Genomic DNA, 3526 nt, shown 5'->3' with positions numbered 1-3526 from the left:
GTAAATTTTCAGCGTTGCTGGCTCCCCGTCAGCCGGATTGGGTTGCATCGCAGGGGTGTCGAAAGAGTCAACTGCGGTCCAAAGCTGTTGGACTTGGGTGAAAAGGGCGTTTATTCTTCCTATACGTTGTTCAGAATAACATTGTTCCGCCAACAATCAATTCGGTAGATATTGAACCTGAATATAGGGATATATTTAACTTGACGTTACACCAATCACAACAACGGCAAGTGAATTACGCAATGAGTAATACTTTTGGTTTTGGCGGACACATTGCCACAAGTATTTTTAAAAAATATGCTGAATAGAGAGTAGGTGCTAACTTCGGTTTGCTCGTGTTGGCGCTAAATCGAAAGTTCAAGTATCCCAACATGTTCCTTCGTATAGAAGTTAAAAGTTGGCAATTATCGTAGAACAACCTACAGACAACACCAATATGTAACCGATAAATAATTACAAAATATGACCGACAGAGTAAACATCATCAATAACTACATCGATGGATACAACCAATTTGATATCAAAAAAATGGTTGCAGACCTTGACGATAATATTGTTTTTGAAAACATTCAAAATAATGATATAAGTTTATCGCTGAAAGGGTTAACAGCGTTTAAACAACAGGCAGAAACAGCAAAAACATACTTTGCAAAGAGAACACAGACAGTTAAATCGTTTAGGCATTTTGACAACAGCACTGAAATAGAAATTGATTATACAGCAATTTTAGCAATTGACTTTCCGAACGGCTTAAAAAAAGGGCAAAAGCTAAAGTTATCAGGAAAATCCGTGTTTGAATTTAAAAAAAACAAAGTGATTAAATTGACAGACATTAGTTGACATTAAAACCAGCGAACAAGAATATGACTTTACTAAAACATAAAAAAATTACAATAATTGGTGCCGGGCCTGTTGGATTAACAATGGCGAGATTGTTACAGCAAAACGGCGTGGACATTACAGTTTACGAGAGAGACAAAGACCAAGATGCAAGGATTTTTGGTGGGACACTTGATCTGCACAGGGATTCGGGACAGGAAGCAATGAAAAGAGCGGGATTGTTACAAACTTATTATGACTTAGCTTTACCAATGGGTGTAAATATTGTTGATGAAAAGGGCAATATTTTAACCACAAAAAATGTAAGACCCGAAAATCGTTTTGACAATCCTGAAATAAACAGAAATGACTTAAGGACTATCCTATTAAATAGTTTACAAAATGATACCGTCATTTGGGATAGAAAACTTGTTACCCTTGAACCTGATAAGGAGAAGTGGATACTAACTTTTGAGGATAAATCGAGTGAAACAGCAGATCTGGTTATTATTGCCAATGGTGGAATGTCTAAAGTAAGAAAATTTGTTACCGACACGGAAGTTGAAGAAACAGGTACTTTCAATATACAAGCCGATATTCATCAACCGGAGGTGAACTGTCCTGGATTTTTTCAGCTTTGCAATGGAAACCGGCTAATGGCTGCTCATCAAGGTAATTTATTATTTGCGAATCCTAATAATAATGGTGCATTGCATTTTGGAATAAGTTTTAAAACACCTGATGAATGGAAAAGCAAAACGCGGGTAGATTTTCAAGACAGAAATAGTGTCGTTGATTTTCTCCTGAAAAAATTTTCCGATTGGGACGAACGCTACAAAGAACTGATTCGTTTGACATCATCTTTTGTAGGGTTAGCGACACGAATATTTCCCTTAGATAAGTCTTGGAAAAGTAAGCGTCCATTACCCATAACGATGATTGGAGATGCTGCTCATTTGATGCCTCCTTTTGCAGGACAAGGCGTAAACAGTGGGTTGATGGATGCCTTGATATTGTCGGATAATCTGACCAATGGGAAATTTAACAGCATTGAAGAGGCTATTGAAAATTATGAACAGCAAATGTTTGCTTATGGAAGAGAAGCACAGGCAGAATCAATAATAAACGAAACGGAAATGTTCAGCCTCGACTTTTCTTTCCAAAAACTAATGAATCTATAAAACAGAAAGGCGAGGAAATGAAAGAGAAAATAGTTAAAAAAAACGGAATAAGACTTTTTACCGAAAGTTTTGGATGTGAAAAAGATCCGGCAATACTCTTGATTGCGGGAGCAACGGTATCCATGTTGTATTGGGATGCTGAATTTTGCCAGAAACTATCTGAAAAGGGATTTTTTGTTATTCGCTACGACAATAGGGACGTAGGAAAATCTACTAATTACGAACCGGGTTCAACCCCCTATGATATTGTTGACTTAACCCATGATGCTATTTCAATTTTGGACGGCTATAAAATAGTCAAAGCCAATTTTGTGGGAATTTCACTGGGCGGACTGATTTCTCAAATAGCATCAATAAAATATGCCGACAGGGTAAGTTCAATAACACTAATCTCATCAGGTCCTTGGGGCGACTCAGACCCCACAATTCCTGAAATGGATACGCGTATTTTAGATTTTCACGGAAAAGCTGAAACCGTAGATTGGACAAATGAAGACAGTGTGGCAAATTATTTAATTCAAGGTGCTGAATTGATGAGCGGCAGGAAACAATTTGACAAACAAAGAAGTGAAAAACTGATTAGAGCCGAATTTAAAAGAGCTAATAACTATATAAGTATGTTCAATCATGCGGCACTGCAAGGTGGTGAAGAATACTGGAACAGATTGAGCGAAATCAATCAACCAACCTTAATTGTACACGGAACGGACGATAAAATATGGCATTTTAAGAATTCAGCAGTTTTACTTGAAAAGATAAACGGCTCAAAACTAATAACGCTTGATGGAACCGGACACGAACTACATTTCGAAGATTGGAATAAAATTATTGATGGAATAACGCAACATACAACAAATAACAAAAGAATGAACAAATAGGGTATTATGTATTTCCAAATCAACGGTTTAGAGATTGAAGCTAATATCAATGTGTTATGACGCTCAAGCTGGTGGAGCCGCTGCGCGAGCTGTTTAAAGATGAGGTGCGCAAGATCGGTATGGAGTTAGGTCTGCCCTACGACATGGTTTACCGTCATCCCTTCCCTGGCCCTGGCTTGGGTGTGCGTATTCTTGGCGAAGTAAAAAAAGAATATGCCGACAGGTTGCGCTTGGCTGATGCCATCTTTATCGAAGAGCTGTATGCCGCTGACCTGTATCACAAAACCAGCCAAGCCTTCGCTGTATTCTTGCCAGTGAAGTCGGTTGGCGTAGTGGGCGATGCCCGCCGCTATGAGTATGTGGTGGCATTGCGCGCAGTAGAAACTATCGATTTTATGACAGCGCGCTGGGCACACTTGCCGTATGAGTTTTTAGAAACGGTTTCTAGCCGCATCATTAATGAGATTCCCGGTATTTCGCGGGTAACCTACGATGTTTCCTCAAAGCCGCCGGCAACTATTGAGTGGGAGTGACGGGCACTGGCTGGCAATGTCTAGCAACGGCAGGCATTTCGGCTGAGGGTAAAAGAACTTTCCGCTAAGCGATAGACTGTATGTAAACACAGTATTGCAAGGACGCGGAACATGC

At 39.4% G+C, this 3526-nt stretch carries 3 protein-coding genes and 1 pseudogene; all 4 read left to right on the top strand.

All coding sequences use genetic code 11. From position 1 onward, the window contains the following. Nucleotides 1-462: 462 nt before the first annotated feature. Nucleotides 463-840: a hypothetical protein gene (locus FTV32_RS16185; RefSeq protein WP_044502095.1), complete on the top strand. Its 378-nt coding sequence runs from the start codon at nt 463-465 to the stop codon at nt 838-840. A 23-nt stretch (nt 841-863) separates the two neighbouring features. Continuing rightward, entirely contained in the window at nt 864-2000 is a 1137-nt protein-coding gene (gene tet(X), locus FTV32_RS16180; protein ID WP_044502094.1) for a tetracycline-inactivating monooxygenase Tet(X), read from the top strand. Nucleotides 2001-2017: 17 nt separating this feature from the next. Then, nucleotides 2018-2878 (top strand): macrolide hydrolase EstT, encoded by an 861-nt coding sequence (estT, locus tag FTV32_RS16175; RefSeq protein WP_077782102.1) that lies wholly within the window; start codon nt 2018-2020, stop codon nt 2876-2878. Between the two features lie 56 nt (nt 2879-2934). Beyond that, a pseudogene (locus tag FTV32_RS16170) lies at nt 2935-3411 on the top strand (GMP synthase (glutamine-hydrolyzing)); the annotation flags it as partial. Nucleotides 3412-3526: the final 115 nt, after the last annotated feature.

The sequence above is a fragment of the Acinetobacter sp. YH16032 genome (assembly GCF_013417345.1).
Classification (GTDB): Bacteria; Pseudomonadota; Gammaproteobacteria; order Pseudomonadales; family Moraxellaceae; genus Acinetobacter.
This window is presented reverse-complemented; position numbering and strand designations above follow the sequence as displayed.

Coding starts and splice junctions, on each gene's coding strand:
- FTV32_RS16185 (WP_044502095.1), top strand. CDS start 463: ATGACCGACAGAGTAAACATCATCAATAACTACATCGATGGATACAAC.
- estT (WP_077782102.1), top strand. CDS start 2,018: ATGAAAGAGAAAATAGTTAAAAAAAACGGAATAAGACTTTTTACCGAA.